Raw genomic sequence first — 24,727 nt, 5'->3', positions numbered from 1 at the left:
TCATCCTACGTGCCGTGTTAGGGTAAAAATGTGCGCACTGGAATGCTTCTTCTTAGCTGCCGCGGCGAGGCCTCGAACCCGTTGATGTGATCAACGCGGACAATGGCCCACCCTCGCTGCGGTGTTTGTGTTGCCTGGCCGGCCTCTCCTTCGTTGAACAACATTAAGGTCACCCACAATGCGAAATGCGCAAAAACCCTCTGGAATGCCTGTCCACCGCTACATTCCTTTCCAGGACCAGATCAGCATCAGCCTGCCTGACCGCACCTGGCCGGACAAGACCATCACGAAGGCCCCGCGCTGGTGCGCCGTTGACCTGAGGGACGGAAATCAGGCGCTCATCGACCCCATGAGCCCAGGGCGCAAAATGAAGATGTTTGCGTTGCTCGTCAAGATGGGCTTCAAGGAAATTGAAGTTGGCTTCCCGTCCGCTTCACAGACTGACTTTGATTTTGTACGCCAACTGATCGAAGGCGGCCACATCCCCGATGACGTCACGATCCAGGTCCTGACGCAGGCCCGTGAGCACCTGATTGAGCGCACTTACGAGTCGTTGCAGGGTGCCAAGCAGGCCATCGTTCACCTGTACAACTCCACCTCTGTGCTGCAGCGACGTGTGGTGTTCAACCAAGACGAAGATGGCATCTTGGACATTGCCTTGCAGGGCGCCCGCCTGTGCAAGAAATATGAAGAGACTCTCGTTGACACGAAGATCACGTATGAGTACTCACCGGAGTCCTTCACAGGCACCGAACCGGAATACGCGCTGCGCGTGTGTAACGCCATCGCAGAGATTTTCGAAGCTTCTGCTGACAACCAGGTCATCATGAACCTGCCGGCAACGGTGGAAATGGCAACCCCCAATGTCTACGCGGATTCCATTGAGTGGATGAGCCGTAATCTGCACCCGCGCGAAGGCATTGTGCTGTCCCTGCACCCCCACAATGACCGCGGAACAGGTGTTGCCGCAGCGGAATTGGGTTATTTGGCAGGAGCAGACCGGATCGAAGGTTGCTTGTTTGGCAACGGAGAGCGTACCGGCAACGTGGACCTGGTGACTCTGGGACTGAACATGTTTACCCAAGGCATCGATCCCATGCTCGACTTCTCCGACATTGATGAAATTCGACGCACGGTGGAATACTGCAACCAGTTGCCGGTTCCTGAGCGTTCTCCCTACGGCGGCGATCTGGTCTTTACCGCATTCTCCGGCTCACACCAGGACGCCATCAAAAAGGGCTTCGACGCCATGGAAGCCGACGCAGCAGCAGCCGGCACCAGCGTGGACCAGCACACCTGGGCTGTTCCGTACCTGCCCGTTGATCCGAAGGATCTGGGCCGCAGCTACGAAGCAGTTATCCGCGTCAACTCCCAGTCCGGCAAAGGCGGCGTGGCGTACCTGCTCAAAAACGAGCACAGTCTGGATCTGCCGCGCCGCGCTCAGATCGAATTCTCCGGTGTCATCCAGCAGCGCACCGACACGGTGGGCGGGGAAGTCAGTGCCACCGAACTCTGGACCATCTTCAAGGATGAGTACCTGCCGGCCGAGGACACTGACGCCCAGTGGGGCCGGTACCGTATTGGTTCGTTCTCAACCTCCACGGATGACGACGGTGAGATGAGCCTCACCGCCAAGGTCAGCATTGATGGCACGATTCATACGCGGACAGGTACCGGCAACGGTCCTATCGCAGCCCTGTTGGCCATTCTTGCAGAGGACGGCGTTGATGTCCGAGTGCTGGATTACTCCGAGCACGCGTTGTCCGAAGGCGGCGACGCCCGTGCCGCAGCCTTTGTGGAATGTGCCGTCGGCGAACGAGTGCTGTGGGGCGTGGGCATTGACGCTAACACCTCGACGTCCTCACTGAAGGCCGTCATTTCGGCTGTCAACCGTGCGATCCGGGATGTCAAGAACGGCTAGTCCGCACCGACTGGACTTGTTCTATGGAACACCCGGCACCGGCCCTAGACAGGCTTGGTGCCGGGTGTTGTTATTACCGGCGCGGTTTGGACCCCTTCGGTGGGCAAAGATGGGAGAATGGGGGAGTGTCCAATCAATCGTTTGCTTCCCGTACCTACAGAGATGACGCCGTCATCCTACGTACCCATAAATTGGGCGAGGCAGATCGAATCATCACCCTCTTGACCCACCACCATGGGCAGCTGCGGGCAGTGGCCAAGGGTGTGCGGCGTACCAGCAGTAAGTTCGGTGCCCGCTTGGAACCGTTTATGGTGGCAGATTTGCAGCTGGTCAAAGGCCGCTCTCTGGACATCGTCACACAGGCTGTTGCTAGAGCCAGCTACGGGGATGCCATTGCCGCGAACTATGACCGGTATGTAGTTGCTGCCGCCATGGCTGAAACGGCGGAGCGGCTCACTGACATTGATGGGGAAACCTCTACAGCCCACTATCTGCTGCTCGTGGGTGCGTTGGCTGCCCTCAGCCGAGGCGCTCATGCGCCTGAACTGATTCTTGATTCGTATCTGTTGCGTGCAGTATCGATTGCTGGGTGGGCGCCCAGTTTCTCTGATTGCGCACGCTGCGGTGAACCCGGTCCGCACGGTGCTTTCAATGTGTCTCTCGGTGGGGCTGTCTGCCACGAGTGCCGGCCGCCGGGATCGGCCGCACCGGCTCCGGAGACCATGGCGTTATTGGGTCAACTGTTGAGTGGCAATTGGGCTGGTGCAGATGGCTCCTTGACCATTCACCGGCGTGAGGCTGCCGGACTCGTGGCTGGATATGTGCAATGGCATTTGGAACGCACTGTGCGTTCCCTCAAACTTGTAGAGCGTGTTTAGGAAGATGGCAATGGAGCTTAGCGGAAAAAAGAACAGCCGGTCCAAGAGCAGTCGCAGTGCTGCCAAGCCACCTGTTGTGGCACCGTGGCCGCATGCCTCGGGAGCGGCGGTTCCTGCCATCCCGAGGGAGCTTATCCCTGAGCATGTTGCCATTGTTATGGACGGCAATGGTCGGTGGGCCAATCAGCGTGGCTTGCCGCGCGTAGAGGGGCATAAAGCGGGGGAACCGGCATTGCTGGATGTCATGGCCGGGGCCATAGAAATGGGCATTAAGTACGTTAGTGTCTACGCCTTTTCCACGGAGAATTGGAAGCGGTCGCCCGAGGAGATTCGCTTCCTTATGGGTTTTAACAAGGATGTATTAAGACGCCAACGTGATCAATTGGACGCTTGGGGCGTGCGGATTCGCTGGGCCGGACGCCGACCTAAACTGTGGGGCTCGGTTATCAAGGAATTGGAAACGGCCCAGGAGCACACCAAGGATAACGACGTGATTACGTTGACCATGTGTGTTAACTACGGTGGCCGAGCTGAGATTGCAGATGCTGTGACGGCCTTGGCAACAGACGTGACGGCCGGGAGGCTCAGCCCTAAGCAAGTCAGTGAAAAGACGCTGCAGAAATACATGTACACACCGGATGTGCCGGATGTGGATCTGTTCCTACGCTCCAGCGGCGAACAGCGACTCTCCAATTTCCTGCTGTGGCAGTCGGCCTATGCGGAGTTTGTCTTCATGAATACCCTGTGGCCAGATGTGGACCGGCTGACTTTGTGGGCTGCAGTGGACGAGTATGCCCGTCGGGACCGCCGTTACGGCGGAGCAGTTGACGCCACCGCACAGGCCTGAACTTGACTGAACGATATTTATTTAACTCGGAGTAGTTAAATTTGGGGTTACGTACCCGTGCAGCCAGCGAGCTAATTTGGCGTAGGCGTCTTCGCGGACGGGTAGCCGGGACAAGAACACCTCGTGCAGGGCGCCGTCGATCCTTTCCAACGTAACGGAGTTACCCAAGGAGAGGGTCCGCACGGCTAAAGACCGGACATCCAGAACCACATCGGCCTGCAGCATTTGATCACTCCACACGGGACCGAGCATGCTCTTGGAAGAGAGCAACACCAGAATTGGCATGGGAAGTTTTAACCCGGTAGCGACCTCCTGCTGGGCAGCCAAGATAGCCTTCATCCACCCGGCCCGCACAGGAAAGGCGTGAGGCGGACGCAGAGCCTTATCGACAGCCCATTCGCCATACGCCTGATTGCTGATGCCGCGCCAGTAGAACGAGCGCTCCGGCACGCGCATGCGCAACAGCGGACGCAGATCAGCAAGTTGCACCAGTGGAGTTGCAGCGCGCCTGATGGCCGCCCCTCCCTGGATCTCCAACCACGGGCTGTTGAGCACCAGATGGCTGACTAGACCGGGGTGATGGTGAGCCCACAAGGTCGCGATAAGCCCACCCGTGGAATGGCCTACCAAGATGATGGGACGCCCGCCGCTGATGACCCTGTGCGCGGCGAGGATCTCGGCGTCGTAGTCGGCCAGATCGGCCACATATCCGCCCATCTCAAGTGAGTCCAAGCTGCGCCCATGATTATGGAGGTCAAGGGCATAGAAGTCATAGCCCCGCACCGTAAAAAATTCGGCTAACCCGGTGTTGTAGAAATAGTCGCTCCACCCGTGGATGAAGAGGACCGGGATAGCAGAGTGAGGTTGCGCTCCGTCTTCTGCTTGCTCACGCGTGCCTTTTTGCTCCAGCGGACGGTGTCGGACCAAGGTGGCTCTGTACTGATGGCCTGCCAAAATACTTTCGTCAGCATTGGACTCGCGAACAATTTCCGCAACCGGGAGTTTGTCAGCGCTTACTTGTTGCGGACCACTTTGAGACTTTGAGTCTTTCGGAGCAGTGCCGGTCTCAGCGCGCGCGTGCTCTGCAACCTTCTGTTCGCGGGTCTGCACCATCAGGGTGGTTGCTTGGTAATCGGGGCCCAGAATATCTTGGACCCACGTAACTTCGCTGTGGCTATTGTTCATTCATCGATGCTACCCGCAGCTTCCCGCAGCTTCACGGCCAGCCGTGCGCCCCGAGAAGAGACAACCACCTAAGAACGTGCCCTCCAGTGCGCGATAGCCGTGCATCCCTCCGCCGCCAAAGCCCGCCGCTTCACCGGCGGCAAAAAGGCCAGGGATGGGAGCGCCGTCGGACCCCAGAACCCGTGCAGAGAGATCCGTGGCAAGCCCGCCAAGACTCTTGCGCGTCAAGGTGGACAGGCGGACCGCAATGAGGGGGCCGTGCTCCGGCGCCATCATGGCATGGGGTGGCACCACGCGCATCAACTTATCGGTGGCAAAACGGCGCGCTTCACGGATGGCATTGAGTTGTGTGTCCTTGCCCAGGCCGCTGTCCACCTGCATGTCCCTGGCAGCGATGGAGCGGTGCAGCCCATCGGGATCAATCAATGAGCTACCCACTAGGGCGTTCATCTTCGTGGCCAGCTCCTGGGCGGTAGTGGCTTGAACAAAATCGATCCCGGCATCGAGAAACTTTTGCACGGGACCAAGAGTGCCTGGAAGAGCCCGCTTGGCCAACAGCTTGACATCCTTGCCGGTCAGGTCCGGGTTTTGTTCTGAACCAGAGAGCGCGAACTCCCTACTCATGATGGTCTTGTTCAGCACAAACCAAGAATGCCCATGACCGGTGGTCTCCAGATGCCGCAGAGTTCCCAGAGAATCAAAGCCGGGGAACAAAGGGACAGGGAGCCGTTTCCCGGTGGCGTCGAGCCACAAGGGAGAAGGGCCGGACAGAATTCGAATGCCGTGATTGGGCCACACCGGTTCGGGGTTGTGGATGCCCTCGGTGTAGTGCCACATACGGTCCGTGTTGATCAGGGTGCCACCACTTTTGGCCACCGACTGCTGGAACTCACCATCAACGGAGGCAGGGACCCCGGTCAGCATGTAGTCGGGTCCGTTACCGTTGGGCCACTGCTCACGAACCATCGGATGATTTCCACCAATCCCCCCGGTGGTGACAACGACGGCGCCAGCGGAGATCTCAAATTCGCCCACCACATCACGGCTGCTGGCTACGCCGCGAGCGGCCGCAGAAGGCTCCAGAACGTGGCCGCGCACGCCGGTGACGACTCCGGCGTCGAACATTAGATCTGTGGCGCGGTGGCGGAAAGCGATCTGCACACGTCCGGCGGCGATGCCTTCCTTCACTTTGCTCAGGAAGGGTGCCACGATGCCGGGACCGGTGCCCCACACCACGTGGAAGCGAGGGACGGAATTGCCGTGCCCCTCAGCGTCGTAACCGCCGCGTTCAGCCCACTGAACCAGGGGGAAGAGGCGGACGCCCAGTGCGTGCAGCCACGCGCGTTTCTCTCCGGCGGCAAAGTTCACATACGCCTCCGCCCAGGCACGGGGCCAGGTGTCCTCGGGGCGGTCAAAGGCGGCCGATCCCATCCAGTCGTTCATGGCCAGCTCCACAGAGTCCTTGACGCCCAGTCGGCGTTGCTCGGGGGAGTCAACCAGAAAGAGCCCGCCGAAGGACCAGTGAGCTTGCCCGCCGAGGGACGCTTCTGGTTCCTGATCCAAGATCATTACCTTTTGGCCAGCGTTATAAGCTTCGGCGGCAGCCACCAGACCGGAGAGCCCGGCCCCCACAATCACCACGTCAGATTGCTGCCAGATGCTACCGCCATTGGTATTCATGGGGCCATGCTAATCCCTCTTTGGGCTCAGGTGTGTGACGGTGTTCGCGTCCACGTCATGTTCAAGCGTTTTGCAGTTGGGGTATGGAACCGGAAAACTAGGAGTATGCGAATTTATCCCACATTTTTCCGGCTCTGCTTTTCTTGGATGGACGCCGAAAAGGCCCACAAGATCGGGTTCACCATGATCAAGGCCACCCATACCGTGGGAGCTGGTGCGCTGTTGCGCCGCATGTTTACTCCTCACGCCTCCCTTAAAACGGAGGCGCTGGGCATGACTTTCCCCACCCCGTTTGGTCTAGCCGCCGGTTTCGACAAGGAAGGCCAAGGCATTAACGCCCTTGCCAACCTCGGTTTCGGCCACGTTGAAATTGGCACCATTACCGGCCAGGCCCAAGCCGGCAATCCGCAACCGCGATTGTTCCGACTTGTTCAAGACCGCGCTGTGATCAACCGCATGGGGTTCAATAACGACGGCGCAGCTGCCGTAGAGCCGCGCCTCAAGCAGGCGTTGGGTGGCTTGCGCAAGACCTATCCGGCTGTGCGCCCTATCATCGGTGTGAATATTGGCAAGACAAAGATTGTCGAGCTGGAGGACGCGCTGGGTGACTACCTCATTAGCGCCCGTACGTTGGCGGACTCGGCTGACTACATGGTGGTCAATGTCAGCTCTCCCAACACGCCGGGCCTGCGGTTGCTTCAGGACGTGGAGACTTTGCGGCCCCTGCTCAGCGGTGTGCGCGAGGCGGCTGACTCAGCTGCCGGGCGTCATGTACCGCTCCTAGTAAAGATTGCACCTGACCTAGCCGATGAGGACGTGGCCGACGTTGCCGCCCTTGCCTTGGAGCTTAAACTCGACGGAATCATCGCCACCAACACCACCATCAGCCGCGAAGGATTGACCAGCCCGGCTGCGCTGGTGCAGGAAAAGGGTGCTGGCGGACTCTCCGGCGCACCTCTTAAAGCGCGTTCACTGGCCGTACTGCGCCAACTGAAGGCTCTTGTTGGCGATCAGCTGACGTTGATTTCGGTGGGCGGCGTTGAGACCGGCGCCGACGTCCAAGAACGTCTCGACGCTGGCGCCACTTTAGTTCAGGGCTACACGGCCTTCCTCTACGAAGGTCCTTTCTGGGCAGCCCGCATTAACAAGGAGCTAGCAGCACTGCGCAAATAGCCCTGCGCAAACGCAAAAACCGGCCCTGCAGTCGGGGTCCCAGAGTGAGGAGGGATTTTCAAGGTCGCCCAGCGACCGAGGAAATCTTACTGCTCGCGAGGGATCTCGACGGAAGAGCCGGTTTTTCGCTGTCGACTACGCTACGCGGGTGGGCGGGCTGACCGTTTTGGCGGGGTCGTTGACAACTGATGGGGCCAGTGCGGTGTCGATGGTGGCCATGAGTTCGGCCGGAATCTTCACGCCGGACGCCTTGACGTTTTCGGCGACCTGCTCGGGGCGCGAAGCTCCGACTAGGGCCGTGGCGACGTTTTCGTTTTGCAGTACCCAGGCGATGGCCAGCTGGGGCATGGTTAGGCCCAACTCATCGGCGACGGGGCGCAGCTTTTGCACGTTGGACAGGATTTCATCGTTGAGGAAGGCCTTGATGGTGTTCGCGCCACCATGTTCATCCAGCGCACGTGAACCTGCCGGGAGGGGAGCGCCGGGGAGGTACTTGCCGCTCAGAACGCCCTGCGCCATGGGCGACCACACCACCTGGGACATGCCCAATTCAATAGATGCCGGGATGACTTCGGGTTCAATGACACGCCACAACGCTGAGTACTGCGGTTGGTTGGAGACCAGCGAGAATCCGGCTTCGCGTGCCAGTCGCTGGCCCTCGCGCAGCTGCTCCGCGTTCCACTCCGAGACGCCAATGTACAGTGCCTTGCCAGCCCGCACCACATCGGCAAAGGCGGCAATGGTTTCCTCCAGCGGGGTTTCATGATCAAAGCGGTGCGCCTGATAGAGGTCAACGTAGTCCATGTTCAGGCGTCGCAAGGAGGCGTTGATGCCTTCCATGATGTGTTTGCGCGAGAGCCCGGTGTCGTTGGGTCCCTTGGGTCCCACGGGCCAGTACACCTTGGTGAAAACTTCCAAGGATTCGCGGCGTTCGGAGGCTAGGGCGGCGCCCAGAACCTCTTCGGCTTTGCCATTTGCGTAGGCGTCGGCCGTGTCAAAGGTGGTGATGCCGGCGTCGAGTGCGGCACGAACACACGCCGTGGCGACATCGTTCTCCACTTGGGAGCCGTGAGTGAGCCAGTTGCCGTAGGTGATTTCAGTGATCTTCAGGCCTGAGCGGCCAAGGTAGCGGTATTCCATGTTCTCAGCGTATCGGCCGACGCCCCTGTGCGGGCTCGCGAGAGGTGGGTGTCGCCGGAGAAGTGAAGAGAGGCCAGGGACGGATAGTCATGACCACTGGACTGCCGCGAGTCCTCACGTCTGGCCCCCAAAACGCAGTTCAGGGGGCCAGACGTAAGGACTCGAAGCGCGCTTAAAGTACGACGCCGGCCACTTCCCCTCAGGAAGCGACCGGCATGTTGTGCTGGGGTGCGTTCTTTAACGCGGGCCCACGTTCCTAAAATCCCGAACAGAACCGAACCAGGACGCTAGGACGCTAGGGCGTTAGGGAGGGCGTGGGGCTTAGGAGGGCCATTCTCCGCGACGTACCAAGGGCTTGGGCAAGCGCAAGCGGCGGAATTGCATGGCGCGCATCGAGGCGTACCAGATGACACCGGAATCGACCCCGCCAAACTTGGCGATCAGCAAGCGCTTGAGCCTGCGAGTCATGATCCAAACATCCACGGCAACACCGGCAACCATGACCCAGAACCCTGCAAACAAGATCAGTGTGGCATCGTTCGTGGGCGGGATGACCACCGTCAGCAGCACAATGGCTAGTGCTGCGAACATGACGTACTCGCCCAAGCTGAAGCGGGCATCGATGTAGTCACGCACATAGCGTTTTTGGGGACCCTTGTCACGGGCCGGCAGGAAACGCTCCTCGCCGGTGTCAAGGGCGCGGCGCATGCGGGCTTGCTCTTCACGGCGGGCATCGCGTGCCGCACTCTTGGCTGCGACGCGGTCGTTCGGCACGAGGGGTCGCTTGCGCGCCTCCTCCTGCGCTTTGCGCGACGGCGTGGGCACGCCTTTGGCTGACTGCGGGTCTCTGGACCGGTCAAACAGCTCGTTGGAGGCAGGCGTGACCTGCGGGTCGGGGGCTTGATCTTTCTTACGTCCAAACACCCGTAAAGGATACCCTGAACCGGGCACCCACCGTGACCGGATCGGATTTGGCGGCGGTAGTCTGGGGATTATGACTCTCGAAAACACCGGCGCCACAGCGCTGGATCCCCAACTCGCTGCCCAACTGCCTATCGCCGCACTGCGTGCCAGCGTGTCCGCCAACTTCGCCACTACCGTCGCTGAGCTGGTGGAGCTCGTGGCCATCCCCGGCATCGCCTGGGAGGCTTTCGACGCCGCACAGCTCGAGCGCAGCTCCGAGGCTGTGGCGGCCCTGATCAGTTCCACTGGCCTTGATGACGTGCAGATTCTCCGTGTACCCAAGAACGATGGTGGTCAAGGTGGTCCCGCTGTTGTGGCCAGGAAGCTTCCTGCCCCCGGCATGCCAACCGTAGTTCTCTACGCGCACCACGACGTTCAGCCCCCCGGCGATTCGGCCCTGTGGAACACTGAGCCCTTTGTTGCCACGGAACGCGACGGGCGGCTCTATGGGCGCGGAGCGGCCGACGACAAGGCCGGCATCATGGCCCACATTGCTTCCTTCCGTGCCGTCACCCAAACGCTGGGTGCGGAGTTCGGCGTCGGAATTACCTTCTTCATTGAAGGAGAAGAAGAGGCCGGTTCGCCCACCTTCAAGGATTTCCTGCACGAGTACCGTGAACTCCTCGCCGGAGATGTGATCGTGGTGGCCGATTCAGCTAATTGGCAAGTGGGCATTCCCGCCTTGACCACCAGCTTGCGTGGACTCGTTGACGGCACGGTAGAGGTCCGCGTCACCGACCACGCAGTGCACTCCGGCATGTTTGGTGGGCCGCTCCTAGACGCCCCCACCCTGCTGGCACGTTTGATCGCCACCTTCCATGACGAGCAGGGTTCGGTGGCGATCGCTGGATTGCACATCGGGCCTGAGGTGGACTTGGAATATCCAGAAGAAGCCTTCCGTGCCGACGCGGCCGTGCTCGACGGCGTCCAGCTTGCCGGCCGCGGCAGCCTCACCTCACGGCTGTGGTCCCAGCCAGCCCTGTCGGTCATTGGCATGGATATCCCCAGCGTCGATATGAGTTCAAACACATTGTTACCTTCGGCGCGGGCCAAAATCAGTTTGCGTCTGGCTCCCGGCCAAGACCCGGGCGCTGCCATGGAAGCGCTGACGGCGCACGTGGCAGCGCACGCTCCGTTTGGTGCCCAGGCAACGTTCGTTCCGGGCGAGGCCGGCCAGGCGTTCGCAACTGACACCACTGCGGCCGCGGCCCGGACAGCTTTGTGGGCCATGGGGGAGTCATGGGGAGTGCCTGCTGTAGAGACTGGAATGGGCGGCTCTATCCCGTTCATTGCTGATCTGAAGGAGACCTTTCCGACGGCGCAGATCTTGGTGACCGGCGTCGAAGATCCAGATTCCCGAGCGCACAGCGCCAACGAGTCACTGCACCTAGGTGACTTTGAAAAGGCAATTGTGTCGCAGGCCCTGCTGTTGGCTGCCGTCAATGGTGGCGCGCTGGGGGAACATAAGGGCGACACGAGAGGTTGAGACTAGTTAGCGCCCCTGCCGGGCTCGACGTAGCATGTACTTGTACCCCCACGTAAGGAAATGCCATGACTGCAAATGTCCACGAAGAAACTTCCTCTGCCACTGCCACTGCCACTGCCGCGCAGGCAACTGAGCTGCCCACCCATGGTGTGCTGATCAGCGATGTTGCCGCTGGCAAGGTGCGCAGCCTTCTTGAGCAAGAAGGCCGTACCGATCTGCGTCTGCGCGTTGCAGTTCAGCCCGGCGGTTGCTCCGGTCTGATCTACCAGCTGTACTTTGATGAGCGCATGCTCGATGGAGACGCTGTGCGCGATTTTGACGGTGTCGAAGTCGTCATCGACAAAATGAGCGTGCCTTACCTGGATGGTGCCAGCATCGACTTTGAGGACACCATCTCAAAGCAGGGTTTCACCATTGATAACCCGAATGCCGGAGGCTCTTGCGCCTGCGGCGATTCGTTCCACTAAGAAATCGTCTGCTCGAGGTAGGGATGTCCACCAAGAATCTTGGTGGACATTCGACGCACGGAGGGTTTAGTACGCATTTTGTGTGCCATAGCGGTAAGCTCTACACCGAGTAGTAAAACCCATTTAGCTCCAACGGTATGCAACCGTTGCGGAGCGTAGTAACAAGAGGAAGGGCCGTCTGTGAGTTCGCAGGACCGAACCGGCAGCCGACGCGCAAGAGTCATCCCCATAGCGGGGTTGGCGATTGCCGGAGCGTTAGCTTTGTCAGGATGCACGGCAGAGAATAAAAATGGCTGGTTGCCATCAGAACGAGATACCACCAATCACACGGCGGGAATCATCGATCTGTGGGTTAACACTTGGATCACCGTTTTGATCATCGGCCTTATTACGTGGGGACTGGTTATCTGGTGCATCATTGCCTACCGTCGTCGCAAGGATGCCACGGGGTACCCGCGGCAGACCAGTTACAACCTCCCCTTGGAGATCTTTTACACACTGATCCCGTTGTTCATGGTGCTGGTGTTCTTCCACTTCACAAACGTGGAGCAGGAATCCATCAATGCCCGAGATGACAACCCGGATGTGACGATTGACGTTCGCGCCAAGCAGTGGTCATTCGACTTCAATTACTTGGCCGGTAACGATGTCAAGGAATCTGTCTATTCCGTCGGAGTTCAGGCTGAGCTGGACGGCAAGCCGTTCGATAAGTCGACTCTGCCGACACTCTATTTGCCCGTGAACCGTTCGGTGGAACTCCAGTTGAACTCACGCGAAGTTATTCACTCCTTCTGGGTCCCGGCATTCCTGGACAAGAAGGACATGCTTCCCGGCAAGACCAACTACATGACCCTCACGCCCACGGCGTTGGGAACGTATGACGGTAAGTGTGCTGAGCTGTGTGGCGAGTACCACTCTGAGATGCTTTTCAACGTTAAGGTTGTTACGCAGGCAGAGTTCGATGCCTACCTCACGTCGCTGAAGGACAAGGGCCAGATTGGCGAGTTGACTGAGAAGTACGACCGCAACCCCAACGCCGCCATCACTGAGATCCAGAAGAAGTAGGGGGGAGAGGAAAGTGTCTACGCTCGAGTACTCGGCAACTGAAGTCAATTCAGCTGCACCTAGAGTCGTTCCGGTTTCCAAGGGACGCATTGTCGTCAACTGGATCACCTCCACCGACCACAAAACAATCGGGTACATGTACCTGATTTTATCATTCGTATTCTTCTGTCTTGGTGGCGTCATGGCGCTCATCATCAGGGCGGAATTGTTTGAGCCCGGTATGCAGATCCTGCAGACCAAGGATCAATACAACCAGTTGTTCACCATGCACGGCACCATCATGTTGCTCATGTTCGCAACACCGCTGTTCGCTGGTTTCGCCAACGTCATCATGCCGTTGCAGATTGGTGCACCGGATGTTGCGTTCCCGCGACTGAACGCTCTCGCGTTCTGGTTCTTCAGCTTCGGTAGCACCATTGCGGTCGCCGGCTTCATCACCCCTCAGGGCGCTGCAGCATTCGGCTGGTTCGCTTATGCGCCGCTGTCGAACACCACTTACAGCCCCGGCGTCGGTGGAGACCTGTGGGTCTTCGGTCTGGCACTGTCAGGTTTCGGTACCATTCTTGGTTCCGTAAACTTCATCACCACCATCATCTGCATGCGTGCCCCCGGCATGACCATGTGGCGCATGCCGATCTTTACCTGGAACACGCTGATTACCGGCATCTTGGTCATGATGGCTTTCCCGCCGCTGGCAGCTGCACTCTTCGCACTGGGTGCTGACAGACGTTTTGGGGCTCATATATTTGACGCCGAAAACGGTGGCGCCCTGCTCTGGCAACACTTGTTCTGGTTCTTCGGGCACCCTGAGGTGTATATTATTGCGCTGCCGTTCTTCGGCATCGTTTCGGAGATCTTCCCGGTCTTTAGCCGTAAACCGATCTTCGGTTACAAGGGTTTGGTGTTCGCCACCATTTCCATTGCCGCATTGTCCGTGACCGTGTGGGCTCACCATATGTACGTCACTGGCCAGGTTATGCTGCCGTTCTTCTCCTTCATGACGATGCTTATTGCCGTACCAACGGGTGTGAAGTTCTTCAACTGGATTGGCACCATGTGGCGAGGGTCCTTGACCTTCGAAACGCCCATGTTGTGGAGCCTTGGCTTCATTGTCACCTTCTTGTTCGGTGGTTTGACCGGTATTATCTTGGCCTCACCGCCATTGGACTTCCACGTCTCGGACACCTACTTCGTGGTGGCTCACTTCCACTACGTGGTCTTCGGCACCGTGGTGTTCGCCATGTTCGCCGGCTTCTACTTCTGGTGGCCCAAGTTCACCGGCAAGATGCTCAACGAGCGTCTTGGCAAGATCCACTTCTGGCTCTTGTTCCTGGGTTTCCACGGCACCTTCCTCATTCAGCATTGGCTGGGTGTCATGGGTATGCCGCGTCGTTACGCCGACTACATGGTTGAAGATAACTTCACGTGGATGAACCAGTTCTCCACGATTTCATCCTTCGTCTTGGGCGCCTCGATGATTCCCTGGTTCTGGAACGTCTACATCACTTGGCGTAGTGGCAAAAAGGTTGAGGTCGATGACCCCTGGGGCTTCGGTGCTTCCTTGGAATGGGCGACTTCTTGCCCGCCGCCGCGCCACAATTTCACCTCGCTGCCGCGTATCCGTTCGGAGCGTCCGGCGCTTGATCTCCACCACCCGGAGCTGGCCCCGCACTACCAGCCCGTACCGGCAGCTGCCGCGAAGGGAACTAAGTAGTGAAAATCGAAGCATGGTTGTTCATACTGCTGGGTATCTTCTTCATCCCCGTGGCCACCGTTTACGGCTTCATGGTTGAGTGGACCGAACCCGTCGGCTTCCTTGCCCTGTACTTGCTTTCGGGCTTGTGCTTCATGATTGGTTTTTACGTCAAGTTCACCGGAGAGCGCGTAGGCCCTCGCCCCGAGGATCGACTTGACGCTGAAGTTCATGAGGGTTCCGGCGAGCAGGGTCACTTTAGCCCCTGGAGCTGGTGGCCGTTGGTCCTCGGTGTGGCTTGCGCCTTCGGGTTCGCAGGACTGGCTGTTGGCTGGTGGGTCTTCCTGATCGGCGCCGGTCTGGCCGTTATTGCCTTGGTTGGCTGGGTCTACGAGTACAGCCGCGGAGACCACGCACACTAGATTCACATATAGTTCTCTGGTCTCAGAGAAGTGCACGTATAAAAGGGATTGCCCCGCACCGTTGGTGCGGGGCAATCCCTTTTCTGTTCCCTGTGACCGGTTATTCCACCGCGGGCATCGAGCCTCCGCGGCTACGCTGTGGTTACGCCCACGAGCTGTCAAGCGTCCCTGAAGACCCTCGTTAGTACAGGCCCATCACCTCTGAACGCCCACAGGGTCTAGGACGATACGGTTTTGAGGTCTACTAGCTCAGTGCTCAAGAGCTCTGCTAGGGCGTCCACGGCGGCCACAACACTCTCCTCGGGGGCCTCGTGAGGGCCGACGCCGATCTCAACAACGGTGCCGTGTTCAAAGTCGGCGCTCATGACGGCGAGCAGCGACCTAGCATCGATGGGAGACTCGCCATCCTTCGCTAACGTGATGGGCAATCCTGTTTTATTCACTGCCCTCACGAACACGGCAGCGGGACGGGCATGCAAGCCTACGCCGGCTACCACTGTGGCTTTCCGGGTGTACATGGTGACTCCTACGGTAGATGGTTCTGTATAGAGAGTAGTCGTGTTTTAGGCTGGTACATGTGAACAGAGGAGTTTCATGGGCTATTTGGTGCCGTCGGCGAGCGAGATCCCGGGGGAGTTGGACAGGGACGCTAAGGTTTCGGTCCACATCCAGCTCCGGGAGCTGCTGCGTCAGTACATCGTAGAGAGCAGTAAGCCAGGCCGGCAGTTGCCTTCTGAGCGGGACATGGCAGAACGTTTTGGTGTTGCCCGCATGACCTTACGTCAAGCCGTCGAGGCCCTCGTTGAGGAAGAACTACTCGAACGGGTGGTGGGCGTTGGCACTTTCGTGGCCAGGGCCAAGCTTGATGTCACTCTTAAACTAACGTCTTACTCTGAAGAAATGGCTCGCCGAGGCCTGCGCCCCGCTGCACGCACTCTCGCCTTTGAACAGATTCCTGCAACGGCCCGGCTGGCCCGCGAACTGCAAATCGAAGAGGGCGCCGCTGTGATCCGACTCCGACGGTTGCTGCTGGCCGATGATCTGCCTATGAGCGTCGATGAGAACTTCATCCCTGCGTGGCGGGTCCCGGGTATTCTCGACGCCGGACCGCCCGCGTCCCTGTACAACGTCTTGGGGGAGAGGTACGGGCTCATTATCGAGTGGGGCGAGGACATCATCGAGGCCAATGCTGCTACTCCGTCTATTGCACGGCTTCTGCAAGTCGATATCGGTGCACCAGTGCTGAGGACTGAGCGGCATGCATTTGTGTCTCGCTCAACCGTGGACTATTCAATGTCTTTCTACCGGGCCGACCGCTATAAGCTACGGGTGCCCTTGCAACGCGCTGGCGTTCGTACCCGCAGGATGTACTAAAGAACTGCACCAACGGCCCGTGCAGGAGCTTCTGGGCCTCATTGGGCCGCATCTGCGAGCGGGGCCAGCACCTGCCGTGTGTTCTGGGTTCGCGGTGTCTCAGATGCCCACGGGGACCGACGAATGTGCCGCTGCTGCACTTGCCTTAGCTGTGATTGCAGTAGCTGCGGTTTAGCTCTCTGCTCCAAAGCGCGGACGGAGTGCAGGAGCTCTGGAGCGCCGAGTTGCCCGAGTGCCGAAGTCCGAGAAGGTGCGCCTGACTCGGGGCGGCGGGGACCGGATAACGGCGGAGACACTTAAAGCACTAAGGCGGCTCCCGGAGGAACCGCCTTAGTGCTTATGGGCTAACTGCCACTGTGGTGCTTAGTGGGTGATTGCCTTGTCGTCGTCACCGGCCGTAACAGCTTCGTGGTGATGACCTGCTTCGAGCTCAGACGGTGTTGCCGGAGCAACACGATCCTCGAAGAAGAAGCTGCTGAGCTTGGAGCGTAGGTTTTCCTTCTTGGTGACAATCCCGTTTTCGTTCGGGATGCCCTCTTCAGCAACGGGGGACTCGTAACCAACCAGCTTGTAACGCTTGTAGTCATCGAGCTGTGCGTGGATCTCCTGGAACTCACCGTGAGGCAGGCGCACAATGCGTCCGGTTTCGCGGCCGTGCAGTGCGATCTCGCGGTCCTTGCGCTGCAGCGCCAAGCAAACACGCTTGGTGACGATGAAGCCAAGGATCGGTCCTACGAAGAACAGAACGCGCAACCAGTAAGTGACATCGTTCAGCGAGACTTCAAAGTGAGTTGCGATCAAGTCGGAGCTTGCAGCTGCCCACATGACGCAGTAGAAGATGAAGCCGGCAATGCCGATGGCGGTACGGGTCGGAACGTTGCGAGGACGGTCAAGTACATGGTGCTCGCGGTTGTCGCGGGTTACCCAACGCTCAATCCACGGGTAAGCGAACATGACTGCAAACAACAGACCCGCGGGCAGCAATGCCGGGCCAAGCACGTTGAAGGACAGCGTGTTAGTTCCCCACGGCAGCGGGATGTGCCATTCCATGGGGATGTTGAATACCCAACCTGGCATCAAACGCAGAGCGCCATCGACGAATCCGATGTACCAGTCAGGCTGGGTGCCTGCGGATACGGGGGAGGGGTCATACGGGCCGTAGTTCCAGACCGGGTTGATCTGGAAGGTAGCGGAGATGAAGGCAATGATGCCGAACATGATGAAGAAGAATCCACCGGCCTTGGCAGCGTATACCGGGCCGAGGGGGTAGCCGACAACATTGCGGTCGTTACGTCCAGCACCGGGGTACTGCGTGTGCTTGTGGATGACGAGCATGAACAAGTGGATGGCCAACATCAGCAGGATCAGAGCTGGAACCAGCATGATGTGCATCATGTAGAGACGTCCAACAATCATGGTGCCCGGGAATTCTCCACCGAAGAGGAAGAAGGAGATGTAGGTACCAACAACGGGGACGGACTTGACCACACCATCAATGATGCGCAGACCGTTACCGGAGAGCAGGTCATCGGGGAGTGAGTAGCCGGTGAAGCCTGCAGCCATCGAGAGGATGAGCAGCACGCTACCCACAACCCAGTTCAGTTCGCGGGGCTTGCGGAACGCACCCGTGAAGAACACGCGGAGCATGTGCACAGCAATGGCTGCCACGAAGAGCAGGGCAGACCAGTGGTGAACCTGGCGCATGAACAAACCGCCACGGACCTCAAAGGATATCTGCAGGGTGGAGTTGTAAGCCACTGACATCTCGACGCCCTTGAGCGGGACGTAGGGGCCGTTGTAATGGGTTTCTGCCATGGACGGATCAAAGAAGAACGTCAGGAAGGTACCCGAGAGAAGCAAGATGACGAAGGAGTACATTGCCACTTCGCCGAACATGAAGGACCAGTGGTCAGGGAAGACCTTCCGGGCGAATTCACGGACCATACCGGAACCGCCAACGCGCTCATCAACAAAGTTGGTGATGCGCCCTGCGGAGGTTTTGGGTTCGTAGGGTGTTTCAGTAACTGCAGACATGTTTAGCCACGCTCCCAGAAGCTCGGTCCAACAGGTTCGTGGAAGTCGCTCTGTGCGACCAAGTAGCCATCGGCATCAACTGAGATCGGCAGCTGCGGCAAAGGACGGACGGCCGGGCCAAAGATGACCTTGCATTCCTGCGTCAGGTCGAAGGTCGACTGGTGGCAGGGGCACAGCAGGTGGTGTGTCTGCTGCTCGTACAGCGCAACGGGGCAACCGACGTGGGTGCAAATCTTGGAGTAAGCAACGATGCCGTTGTAGCCCCAGTCTTCGCGACCTGCTGAAGGGTTCAGGTCCTCGGGGTTGAGACGCATCAGCAAAACGACGGCCTTGGCCTTCTCATTCAGCTTGCCGTGCTCGAGGCTGTTCAGCGATTCCGGGATCACGTGGAAGGCAGAGCCGATGGTGACATCGGAGGCCTTGATCGGAGTTCCATCGGGATCGCGAGCCAGACGCTCACCTTCCTTCCACAGTGTGTGGCGGAGGGCGTCACCTGGGAGTGGACCGAGGTCACGGAAGATCGCGATAGCCGGCAGCGGAGCCAGAGCCACAGCACCGATGAGGGTGTTGCGGATCAACGGGCGACGCTTGATACCGGTTTCTTCGACAATGTTCTCAAGCATCTCGACAGCGGCCGCGCGGTCTTCTTCGGTGCGCAGTTCGTGGCGCTCCTCAATGACTTCATGGTCCGGCATGAGGGCGCGAGCCCAGTGCACAATGCCTGTTCCAATGCCCAACATAGCGAAGGCGATGCCCAAGCCCAGAAGGGTGTTCTGCAGACGCAGCTGACCGAATGAGTCATCTAGACGAACACCAAAGTAGCCCACGAAGAACAGCAGGGTTCCGACGATGGAAATGATAAATAGCCATGCCACCTGGCGTTCGGCCCGCTTTGCAGCCTTGGGGTCCGTGTCAGCTAGTCGCAAACGATGTGGAGCCAGTCCCGGGTCTTGGAACTGATCCACCTCTTTGTGACCAGCCTTAGCTACGGCGTCCGAGCCTGTCGGCGTGCCGTCACTATGGTTGCCCATAATCCCCTCATCCTTCTCTTATCCCGGTGCGTTCCCGGGGTCGTAATGTATGTTTCTGCGGCTGCAACTGCAGCCAAAAATCTTAAGACTTCGCGGGACCTAGGAGGTCCGTGAGGTCAACCAAATGGTGAAGCCGATAATGACACCCAGAACAGCAGTCCAGAGGAACAAGCCCTCAGAGACCGGGCCCAGTGAGCCAAGTTTGGCGCCGCCCGGGTTGCCCTGGTTCTCGATGGTGTTCAAGAACGTGATGATGTCGCGCTTGCCATCAGGGCTGATGTTTGCATCGTTGAAGACCGGCATGTTCTGCGGGCCCGTAACCATGGCGCTGTAGATGTGGGTGTTTTCAACACCAGCTAGCGGGGGAGCGAACTTACCGCGGGTCAGTGCACCACCGGCTGCAGCAGCGTTGTGGCACATGGCGCAGTTCACGCGGAACAGCTCGCCACCGACGGCTGCATCGCCACCGCCGTCGAGGTACTGCTCGTCGGGAATGGCCGGGCCGTCACCCAAAGTGGCTACGTAAGCGGCCATTTCGCGGGTCTGGGAGGTGGTGAACTGCTGCGGCTTTTGCTTAGCCTGGGGTCCCTGCATCTGCATGGGCATGCGGCCTGTGCCGACCTGGAAGTCAACAGCTGCAGCGCCTACGCCAGCCAGTGACGGCCCAGCGTTGGTGCCACTGGCGCCAAGGCCATGACAGGTAGCGCAGTTGGCAATAAAGAGCTTCTCGCCCTCTTGGACTTCCTGCGCCGTGTAGGTGGTGGTGTCGGCCTTAGCCTCATTCACGGTTGTGACAACGGCATATAGCCCACCTGTCAGCATGAGTCCCAACACTAGCAACGCTAGTGCAGCCAGCGGATGACGTCGCTTCTGCGAGAGTGCCTTCACTTGGTGGTTCCTTTGATCTATATCCAGCAGCCCCTAGTGAGAGCCGCAACTGCTAATTCGTACCTGGTGTAGAAGTAAGCTGCGAACAGCCTATTTCAGGACGTAGATGACCAAGAACAGGCCGATCCACACGACATCCACGAAGTGCCAGTAGTAAGAAGTCACGATTGCACTTGTGGCTTCAAAGTGTCCAAACTTCTTGGCTGCATACGCGCGGCCAATGATGAGGAGGAATGCTATGAGACCACCAATAACGTGCAGGCCGTGGAACCCGGTGGTTATGTAGAAGGCGGAGCCATAGGCGTTGGAATCCAGGGTCACGCGCTCGGCTGTCAGCATTGCGTATTCGGTCGTCTGACCGGCAACGAATACTGCACCAAGAACGAAGGTCAACAGGAACCACTCCGTCATTCCCCACTTGGAGAACTGGAAGAGGCTTCCGGTGCGGCGAGGCCGAAGGTTCTCCGCGGTGAACACGCCCATCTGGCAGCTGAAGGAGCTGGAAACCAGGATGAGGGTGTTTACCAAGGCGAACGGGAAGTTCAGCTTGGCCGTTTCTTCAGCCCACATTCCACCTGTGGTGGAACGCAGTGTGAAGTACATGGCAAAAAGGCCGGCAAAGAACATCAGCTCACTGGACAGCCAAACTACGGTTCCTACAGAAACCAAGTTCGGACGGTTCAGCGTCGGATGCGCCGGGGTACTGGGGGTATGGGTCGCAGTTGTCACATAGACATTATGTCTATAAAACTCCAGAGTTCCCAATGCAAAACTCCGAATGAAGGATCTTTTTCTACAAACTTGCGAAATTCCGGTGTATTCACAGCTTAAACCCAGCTGCCTATGCACAACATGATGCACGTGTCAATGGTCACAAAGACTAGGAACCCTGTGAATTCGTCTAACATTTGAAAGGTGAATCCTCTCCAAGACACTTCCTCAAGCACGCACACGTGGCCGAATCTCATTGCTGCATTGATTGCAGGAAACGATCTTGAACAGGATGCGACCGCATGGGCCATGAACACGATTATGGCTGGCAATGCCAGCGATGCGCAGATATCAGGATTCCTGGTGGCGCTTCGAGCCAAGGGTGAAACCGTGGCGGAGGTGACAGGCCTCGTGGAAGCAATGCTTTCCAATGCCCGGCCGTTACAGGTCTCCAGTGAGGCCCTTGACATTGTGGGTACGGGTGGAGATCGCCTCAATACCGTCAACATTTCCACCATGGCTGCCTTGGTATGTGCCGGAGCCGGCGCCACCGTGGTTAAGCATGGCAACCGTGCTTCTTCCTCGGCTGCTGGTTCGGCCGACGTCCTCGAGAGCCTGGGCGTGCGCCTGGATCTACCGTTGGAGATGGTGGAACGTGCTGCCACAGAAGTGGGTATTACCTTCTGTTTCGCAAACTTCTTCCACCCCTCCATGCGTTATGCCGCAGTTGCACGAAGAGAACTCGCTGTCCCCACCGCCTTCAACTTCCTAGGCCCGTTGACCAACCCTGCCCGCGTCGTGGCATCTGCTATTGGTGTGGCAGATGTTCGTATGGCTCCACTCATGGCCGGTGTGTTGGCGGCCAGGAACATCCGTGCCCTGGTGTTCCGGGGCAGTGACGGACTAGATGAATTGACGACGACGGGCACCTCCGCTATCTGGGAGGTCCGGGGTAATGCCATCACCGAAAGCCATTTTGATCCCTTGGATCTTGGTATCGCACGTGCCACCATTGAAGACCTGCGGGGGAAGAACGCCGAATTTAATGCTGGCGTAGTGCGCCGCATCCTCAATGGGGAGCGGTCTCCAATCCGCGACGCCGTGGTCCTGAATGCTGCCGCAGGCCTAGTGGCTTACGACAGCTCACACGAGGGACCCCTGCTGGAACGGATGGCAGCCGCAGTGGTCAGAGCTGAAGCCTCCATTGATAGTGGTGCCGCTGCTAAGGTCCTCACCAGCTGGGTGGCACTGAGCAGCGAAGGTAAGCAGAGCCAGTAGTAGGCAGGGCCAAAGGGTCAGTGGCCAATAGAGACAGCAGAGCTAGCCCAGACTAGCCGAAGCGGTCCTGAGGCGGCTTAGGCCAGCGCCAACGCCTTGGCTGCCATCCCAGCACGCTCTACTATGTGTGTGTCGGTAACGAAATAGCTAGGATCTTCAGCGCGGGCGGCGTCCGTCAGTGGATCCGTTGGGGTCTGCTTAACGGTTCGTTTTGCGGACAGATGTACATCGCGGAGACCAGCTTCATGAAAAGCTGCAAAGTCAGTTACGTCTACGCCACCGCCGGCCATGATGGTCAGTGAACCGGACGCTGCCTCATGCATGGCTTGAAGCTGGGTGATGCCGTTACCCGCTCTGAGCGCGCCACCGGAGCTCAAGATGCGCTGCACCCCGAGGCTTGCCAAGTGGGGAACGGCAGTAACGGCGTCGTGCATGGATAAGTGGTCCACAGCCCGGTGGAAGGTGATGTGCAGGCCATCGGCAGCGGCAATCAAAGTCTGGGTAGTGGCGTAGTCAATGGCGCCCGAGGGCTTCAAGGCGCCGATGACCACACCGGAAGCGCCGGCGTCGCGCATTTCATTGATCTCCGCCACCATGAGGGCAAGAGCTGGCGCGTCATAGACGTAATCGCCGGGCCGCGGCCGGATCAAGACGTGGATGGGTAGGGTCGGTGCGGCGGTGTGGACGCTGCGCAGCAACCCCTGCGATGGCGTGAGGCCACCTAGTTGCAGTGCGCAGCACAACTCAATGCGGTCCGCGCCATGGCTGGCTGCAAGTTGGGCGCCGGGAACATCTTGGACTGCTATTTCAAGACGCATCGAGCCGTCTTAGTGATCGAAGCCGAGGGCGAAGGCCGCGTCCAGATCATGTTGGGAGTAGGCGCGGAAGGAAATCTGGGTGGTGGTTGAGACCACGGAGTTGACCTTCGAGAGCTTGTCGGCGATGACTTCGGCAAGATCCTCGTGCTTGGGAACGCGGGCAATGGCGATCAAATCCCACTCGCCAGTCACGGAGTACACCTCGCTGATCCCTGCCAGCTCCGAAATTTCTTGAGCCGCCTCGGGGATCCGTGAGGCGTCGGTCTTGATCAGGACGAAGGCGGTGATCACAGTAGTGGTTCCTTATCGTGAGGCGGGGATCGCGAAGCGGGGTCGCGAAGCAAAGCGGTGAATTACGGTGCGGAACGCTGTCAGAGAACCACGGTTCACACGCTTAGATCGTAACCCAGAGCTCGTCCGAAACTACGCTTTCGCAGTGCGCCGCAGGACCAGTGTTGTGACGGTGCGCTGACCTAGCAGGAACAGTGCCAGAACCAAGGTGGCTACCACCACGAAGGGGAGTGCGGCCGTGGATCCGGAGAGTATGCGCAGCGCCATGCCACCGACCACGGTGATGAGCCAGAGGCAAATGCCGTGGGGAAAAATCCGCAACGGCTGCTGCCAGAGACGGCAGATGAGCCAGCCTGCGGCCAAGGCGACTAAAAACGGCCACGCTGTTTCGAAGACGCCTGCGGCGCCCAGGGTTTCATCGTGGCTGCGGCGACCGGAGATGGCGAAGGCGAGCACCAGCACAATGTCGACAGCAAGCGTCAGTAGAACAAGAGCGGGGCGGGGCGGGGATTCTGTGTGTTTCACGTAAGGGAGTTTAGCCCTAAAGAATCCAAGCACCCGCCCCGAGCAAGATGTTGTTAGCCCAGCTTTAGCGGACCTTGACCGGAATGCCGTTACGGGTCATCGACTCGGCGTAAGCCTTAGCGGATTCCAGCAACCACTGTTCCTGGCGTTCTGCAGAACCGGCAAAGCTACGGCCTGAGAGCGAACGAACCTTGTAAATTCCGAATCCACGCTTGTACAACATGGGTCCCTGAGCCTTCAGGAGCTGATCAGCTAGGCGGTGCGCTTCGGTGCCGTGAGCCACCAGTGCCGAGGCGCGGGGAACGAGTGTCAGGAACTTCACCAAGGGGCGCAGACCCTGCTCAATCTGGGGAGCGGTCAAACGGCCGTTGGGCTCGCCGGGGGTAAACCAGGGGTGGACGTTCCACGGCATGACGTAACTGGGGCGTAGGCCGATCTGCCAGTGGATACCCAAAAGACGCGTTGCTGCCTGCTCGTCTCCCGCCGTCACGAAGCCCGAAGGGTCCATTTCGCCAACATTGGAAAACAAGCTGATGATCTTGCACTCGTCAACATCGTGTACGGGGTCCACGTAAGCCACCTGCTGCTCGGGCCGGGCTTGTGCCAGGGTGTCGCAGAGTTCGGTGATGGGAGCAATGTTCTCGTCGTAACGGCGATTCCAGAGCTGTTCACGCAGTGATTCAGTGGCCACGGATGTCATTGAGGCTTAGTTCTCCTTAGAGGGAATGGGAGTGGTTGGCGCAGCTTCCCTTAAGGAAGGAGGGCCGACTTACCAGCCTATCAATTATTTCCCGGCAACCGGGCATCGGGGGTCTGTGCTAAGGGGCCCTGAATTGAGGAAATTGTGAGAAATGCAA

Annotated in this window: 24 protein-coding genes; 11 read left to right on the top strand and 13 right to left on the bottom strand. The window is 58.8% G+C overall.

Translation table 11 applies throughout. The annotated features are described in order from the left end of the window. The first annotated feature begins 178 nt into the window (after positions 1-178). From leuA to ACX80D_RS06830, 3 genes are all read left to right on the top strand, one after another. The gene (gene leuA, locus ACX80D_RS06840) at positions 179-1,921 is read left to right on the top strand and encodes a 2-isopropylmalate synthase (protein WP_459321899.1); all 1,743 of its coding nucleotides are present in this window, start codon (positions 179-181) and stop codon (positions 1,919-1,921) included. 125 nt (positions 1,922-2,046) lie between these two features. Further along, positions 2,047-2,799, top strand: a complete 753-nt coding sequence (gene recO, locus ACX80D_RS06835) for a DNA repair protein RecO (protein ID WP_459321898.1) — start codon at positions 2,047-2,049, stop codon at positions 2,797-2,799. A 10-nt stretch (positions 2,800-2,809) separates the two neighbouring features. Continuing rightward, the gene (locus ACX80D_RS06830; RefSeq protein ID WP_459321897.1) at positions 2,810-3,646 is read left to right on the top strand and encodes an isoprenyl transferase; all 837 of its coding nucleotides are present in this window, start codon (positions 2,810-2,812) and stop codon (positions 3,644-3,646) included. 21 nt (positions 3,647-3,667) lie between these two features. Here ACX80D_RS06830 and ACX80D_RS06825 read toward each other — a convergent pair whose 3' ends face one another. Further along, positions 3,668-4,831 (bottom strand): alpha/beta hydrolase, encoded by a 1,164-nt coding sequence (locus ACX80D_RS06825; RefSeq protein ID WP_459321896.1) that lies wholly within the window; start codon positions 4,829-4,831, stop codon positions 3,668-3,670. Positions 4,832-4,840: 9 nt separating this feature from the next. Continuing rightward, positions 4,841-6,511 (bottom strand): FAD-binding dehydrogenase, encoded by a 1,671-nt coding sequence (locus ACX80D_RS06820; RefSeq protein ID WP_459321895.1) that lies wholly within the window; start codon positions 6,509-6,511, stop codon positions 4,841-4,843. A 105-nt stretch (positions 6,512-6,616) separates the two neighbouring features. Here ACX80D_RS06820 and ACX80D_RS06815 point away from each other — a divergent pair, with 105 nt between their 5' ends. Then, positions 6,617-7,684 (top strand): quinone-dependent dihydroorotate dehydrogenase, encoded by a 1,068-nt coding sequence (locus ACX80D_RS06815; RefSeq protein ID WP_459321894.1) that lies wholly within the window; start codon positions 6,617-6,619, stop codon positions 7,682-7,684. 135 nt (positions 7,685-7,819) lie between these two features. Here the strand turns inward: ACX80D_RS06815 and ACX80D_RS06810 are convergent, their stop codons facing one another. Further along, complete coding sequence (locus ACX80D_RS06810) at positions 7,820-8,824, bottom strand: aldo/keto reductase family protein (protein WP_459321893.1); 1,005 nt, start codon at positions 8,822-8,824, stop codon at positions 7,820-7,822. Positions 8,825-9,145: 321 nt separating this feature from the next. Further along, positions 9,146-9,748: a DUF3043 domain-containing protein gene (locus ACX80D_RS06805; RefSeq protein ID WP_459321892.1), complete on the bottom strand. Its 603-nt coding sequence runs from the start codon at positions 9,746-9,748 to the stop codon at positions 9,146-9,148. Positions 9,749-9,818: 70 nt separating this feature from the next. Here ACX80D_RS06805 and ACX80D_RS06800 point away from each other — a divergent pair, with 70 nt between their 5' ends. From ACX80D_RS06800 to ACX80D_RS06780, 5 genes are all read left to right on the top strand, one after another. Further along, positions 9,819-11,273 (top strand): M20/M25/M40 family metallo-hydrolase, encoded by a 1,455-nt coding sequence (locus tag ACX80D_RS06800; protein ID WP_459321891.1) that lies wholly within the window; start codon positions 9,819-9,821, stop codon positions 11,271-11,273. 65 nt (positions 11,274-11,338) lie between these two features. Continuing rightward, positions 11,339-11,740 (top strand): HesB/IscA family protein, encoded by a 402-nt coding sequence (locus ACX80D_RS06795; protein WP_459321890.1) that lies wholly within the window; start codon positions 11,339-11,341, stop codon positions 11,738-11,740. 180 nt (positions 11,741-11,920) lie between these two features. After that, positions 11,921-12,805, top strand: coding sequence for an aa3-type cytochrome oxidase subunit II (gene ctaC / locus ACX80D_RS06790; RefSeq protein ID WP_459321889.1), 885 nt, complete (start codon positions 11,921-11,923; stop codon positions 12,803-12,805). Positions 12,806-12,818: 13 nt separating this feature from the next. Then, complete coding sequence (gene ctaD / locus ACX80D_RS06785) at positions 12,819-14,519, top strand: aa3-type cytochrome oxidase subunit I (protein WP_459321888.1); 1,701 nt, start codon at positions 12,819-12,821, stop codon at positions 14,517-14,519. After that, on the top strand, positions 14,519-14,920 hold the full coding sequence (locus tag ACX80D_RS06780; RefSeq protein ID WP_459321887.1) for a cytochrome c oxidase subunit 4: 402 nt from the start codon (positions 14,519-14,521) through the stop codon (positions 14,918-14,920). The genes ctaD and ACX80D_RS06780 overlap by 1 nt, the downstream gene beginning before the upstream one ends. Before the next feature lie 218 nt (positions 14,921-15,138). Here ACX80D_RS06780 and ACX80D_RS06775 read toward each other — a convergent pair whose 3' ends face one another. Continuing rightward, positions 15,139-15,438 carry an HPr family phosphocarrier protein gene (locus tag ACX80D_RS06775; protein WP_459321886.1) on the bottom strand — a complete coding sequence of 100 codons (300 nt, stop codon included), beginning with the start codon at positions 15,436-15,438 and terminating at the stop codon, positions 15,139-15,141. Between the two features lie 76 nt (positions 15,439-15,514). On the opposite strand from ACX80D_RS06775, the gene ACX80D_RS06770 reads away from it, so the two are divergent. Next, on the top strand, positions 15,515-16,294 hold the full coding sequence (locus ACX80D_RS06770) for a GntR family transcriptional regulator (RefSeq protein WP_459321885.1): 780 nt from the start codon (positions 15,515-15,517) through the stop codon (positions 16,292-16,294). A gap of 363 nt (positions 16,295-16,657) precedes the next feature. On the opposite strand, the gene qcrB is transcribed toward ACX80D_RS06770, so the two are convergent. The 4 genes from qcrB to ctaE all read right to left on the bottom strand — a co-directional run bounded on the left by qcrB (position 16,658) and on the right by ctaE (position 20,976). Continuing rightward, the gene (gene qcrB / locus ACX80D_RS06765; RefSeq protein WP_459321884.1) at positions 16,658-18,328 is read right to left on the bottom strand and encodes a cytochrome bc1 complex cytochrome b subunit; all 1,671 of its coding nucleotides are present in this window, start codon (positions 18,326-18,328) and stop codon (positions 16,658-16,660) included. A gap of 2 nt (positions 18,329-18,330) precedes the next feature. After that, entirely contained in the window at positions 18,331-19,359 is a 1,029-nt protein-coding gene (gene qcrA / locus ACX80D_RS06760; protein ID WP_459321883.1) for a cytochrome bc1 complex Rieske iron-sulfur subunit, read from the bottom strand. Between the two features lie 99 nt (positions 19,360-19,458). Continuing rightward, positions 19,459-20,247, bottom strand: a complete 789-nt coding sequence (gene qcrC / locus ACX80D_RS06755) for a cytochrome bc1 complex diheme cytochrome c subunit (RefSeq protein ID WP_459321882.1) — start codon at positions 20,245-20,247, stop codon at positions 19,459-19,461. A gap of 90 nt (positions 20,248-20,337) precedes the next feature. After that, positions 20,338-20,976, bottom strand: coding sequence for an aa3-type cytochrome oxidase subunit III (gene ctaE, locus ACX80D_RS06750; RefSeq protein WP_459321881.1), 639 nt, complete (start codon positions 20,974-20,976; stop codon positions 20,338-20,340). A 186-nt stretch (positions 20,977-21,162) separates the two neighbouring features. Between ctaE and trpD the strand changes: the two genes are divergently transcribed. After that, on the top strand, positions 21,163-22,236 hold the full coding sequence (gene trpD, locus ACX80D_RS06745; RefSeq protein ID WP_459321880.1) for an anthranilate phosphoribosyltransferase: 1,074 nt from the start codon (positions 21,163-21,165) through the stop codon (positions 22,234-22,236). A 77-nt stretch (positions 22,237-22,313) separates the two neighbouring features. Here trpD and ACX80D_RS06740 read toward each other — a convergent pair whose 3' ends face one another. From ACX80D_RS06740 to ACX80D_RS06725, 4 genes are all read right to left on the bottom strand, one after another. Then, complete coding sequence (locus ACX80D_RS06740) at positions 22,314-23,054, bottom strand: copper homeostasis protein CutC (RefSeq protein ID WP_459321879.1); 741 nt, start codon at positions 23,052-23,054, stop codon at positions 22,314-22,316. 9 nt (positions 23,055-23,063) lie between these two features. After that, entirely contained in the window at positions 23,064-23,345 is a 282-nt protein-coding gene (locus tag ACX80D_RS06735) for an Lrp/AsnC family transcriptional regulator (RefSeq protein WP_459321878.1), read from the bottom strand. Between the two features lie 132 nt (positions 23,346-23,477). Further along, entirely contained in the window at positions 23,478-23,870 is a 393-nt protein-coding gene (locus ACX80D_RS06730) for a DUF3054 domain-containing protein (protein ID WP_459321877.1), read from the bottom strand. A 64-nt stretch (positions 23,871-23,934) separates the two neighbouring features. Continuing rightward, a complete protein-coding gene (locus ACX80D_RS06725) occupies positions 23,935-24,570 on the bottom strand; it encodes a uracil-DNA glycosylase family protein (RefSeq protein WP_459321876.1) in 636 nt (211 codons plus the stop codon). Positions 24,571-24,727: the final 157 nt, after the last annotated feature.

The sequence above is a fragment of the Arthrobacter sp. Sr24 genome (genome assembly GCF_054511175.1).
The sequence above is the reverse complement of the archived record's forward strand: the minus strand, read 5'-3'. Positions and strand labels throughout refer to the sequence as shown.

Coding starts and splice junctions, on each gene's coding strand:
- qcrA (WP_459321883.1), bottom strand. CDS start 19,359: ATGGGCAACCATAGTGACGGCACGCCGACAGGCTCGGACGCCGTAGCT.
- ACX80D_RS06775 (WP_459321886.1), bottom strand. CDS start 15,438: ATGTACACCCGGAAAGCCACAGTGGTAGCCGGCGTAGGCTTGCATGCC.
- leuA (WP_459321899.1), top strand. CDS start 179: ATGCGAAATGCGCAAAAACCCTCTGGAATGCCTGTCCACCGCTACATT.
- ACX80D_RS06810 (WP_459321893.1), bottom strand. CDS start 8,824: ATGGAATACCGCTACCTTGGCCGCTCAGGCCTGAAGATCACTGAAATC.
- ACX80D_RS06800 (WP_459321891.1), top strand. CDS start 9,819: ATGACTCTCGAAAACACCGGCGCCACAGCGCTGGATCCCCAACTCGCT.
- ACX80D_RS06815 (WP_459321894.1), top strand. CDS start 6,617: ATGCGAATTTATCCCACATTTTTCCGGCTCTGCTTTTCTTGGATGGAC.
- ACX80D_RS06825 (WP_459321896.1), bottom strand. CDS start 4,831: ATGAACAATAGCCACAGCGAAGTTACGTGGGTCCAAGATATTCTGGGC.
- ACX80D_RS06740 (WP_459321879.1), bottom strand. CDS start 23,054: ATGCGTCTTGAAATAGCAGTCCAAGATGTTCCCGGCGCCCAACTTGCA.
- qcrB (WP_459321884.1), bottom strand. CDS start 18,328: ATGTCTGCAGTTACTGAAACACCCTACGAACCCAAAACCTCCGCAGGG.
- ACX80D_RS06820 (WP_459321895.1), bottom strand. CDS start 6,511: ATGAATACCAATGGCGGTAGCATCTGGCAGCAATCTGACGTGGTGATT.
- ACX80D_RS06830 (WP_459321897.1), top strand. CDS start 2,810: ATGGAGCTTAGCGGAAAAAAGAACAGCCGGTCCAAGAGCAGTCGCAGT.
- ACX80D_RS06770 (WP_459321885.1), top strand. CDS start 15,515: ATGGGCTATTTGGTGCCGTCGGCGAGCGAGATCCCGGGGGAGTTGGAC.
- ACX80D_RS06725 (WP_459321876.1), bottom strand. CDS start 24,570: ATGACATCCGTGGCCACTGAATCACTGCGTGAACAGCTCTGGAATCGC.
- ACX80D_RS06795 (WP_459321890.1), top strand. CDS start 11,339: ATGACTGCAAATGTCCACGAAGAAACTTCCTCTGCCACTGCCACTGCC.